General features: G+C 46.9%; 3 protein-coding genes. All 3 read left to right on the plus strand.

Annotated elements, in window-relative coordinates; translation table 11 throughout:
* Positions 1-270, plus strand: a 270-nt coding sequence (locus tag H8S55_RS13840; protein ID WP_186879355.1) for a MarR family winged helix-turn-helix transcriptional regulator, incomplete at its 5' end; no start/stop codon positions are given.
* Positions 267-956 carry a radical SAM mobile pair protein A gene (locus tag H8S55_RS13845; RefSeq protein WP_186879356.1) on the plus strand — a complete coding sequence of 230 codons (690 nt, stop codon included), beginning with the start codon at positions 267-269 and terminating at the stop codon, positions 954-956. The genes H8S55_RS13840 and H8S55_RS13845, both read left to right, overlap by 4 nt.
* The coding region (locus tag H8S55_RS13850; protein WP_366468076.1) for a radical SAM protein at positions 944-1425 on the plus strand (482 nt) is incomplete at its 3' end. The genes H8S55_RS13845 and H8S55_RS13850, both read left to right, overlap by 13 nt.

Here is a 1425-nt window from a genome sequence, read left to right on the forward strand (position 1 = left end):
AAATGCGGATTAGCGATAACATCTCTTACTACGATGCTGGAAAGAATGGAAAATCAAGGGCTGATAAGCCGTGTTCAGTCTGAAACGGACAAAAGGAAAACACTCCTGTTTCTGACTGAGAAAGCACATGCCTTAAAGGGCGAGTACGATTCTGTATCTGATGAGATGGGCAGTATTTATTACAAAGGTTTTTCAGAGGAAGAAATTACCCGGTTTGAGGAATGCCTCGACCGCATCAGAAAGAATCTTGAGGAGTGGCAGAAGTCATGAGTATTTGTATCAAAGATCAGATTCAGAACATGAATCTCGTCATCGGCTGCACAGTGGGGTGTGCATATTGCTATGCCCGCAACAATGTGAAGCGCTGGCATATGATTGATGACTTCACTGACCCTGAATTCTTTCCGGGTAAGCTCAGGATGATGGAAAAGAAACGTCCGCAGAACTTTCTTCTTACCGGCATGAGCGATCTCTCCGGATGGAAGCCGGAATGGAAAGACGAGGTATTTGCAAAGATCCGTGAAAATAGACAGCATCAGTTCCTGTTCCTTACCAAGCGACCCGATCTGCTGGATTTTGATACCGATCTGGAAAACGCATGGTTTGGCGTTACGGTGACGAGGAAAGCCGAACTGTGGCGTATCGACGCCCTTCGGAAAAACATCAGAGCAAAGCATTACCATGTTACCTTTGAACCGTTATTCGACGATCCCGGTACAGTTGACCTTTCCGGAATCAACTGGATCGTTGTCGGCACTATGACCGGGGCTCAGAGCAGGAAGATTCATACGGAGCCGGAATGGGCATGGTCTCTGACGGATCAGGCACACGCACTCGGCATTCCGGTGTTTATGAAGGAAGACCTTGTCCCTATCATAGGGGATGAAAATATGATTCAGGAAATGCCGGAGGAATTCAATAAAGTGTTAGAGGTACAGAGATCATGGCAGAAGTAATCGATGGAATCCTCATTCGTGAGGTGGAAACAAAGAACATCATGACCAAGTCCAGTCTGCCGGTAGGCGGGTACTCGGTCAATCCCTATGTGGGCTGTACACATGCCTGCAAGTATTGCTATGCTTCTTTTATGAAGCGTTTTACCGGACACACGGAGGAATGGGGCACTTTCCTTGATGTGAAGCATTGGCCGGAAATTAAAAATCCGAAGAAATATGCCGGACAGCGTGTGGTCATCGGTTCTGTGACGGATGGCTACAATCCACAGGAGGAGCAATTCGGGAATACCAGAAAACTTCTGGAGCAGTTGATCGGCAGTGACGCAGATATTTTGATCTGCACAAAGTCTGATCTTGTGGTACGGGATATTGATCTGCTGAAGAACCTTGGACGAGTGACCGTTTCATGGTCGATCAACACACTGGATGAAAATTTCAAGAACGATATGGACTCTGCTTCGAGCATTGA

Origin of the sequence: Flintibacter faecis (assembly GCF_014287875.1) — a bacterium.
Taxonomy (GTDB): Bacteria; Bacillota; Clostridia; order Oscillospirales; family Oscillospiraceae; genus Lawsonibacter; species Lawsonibacter faecis_A.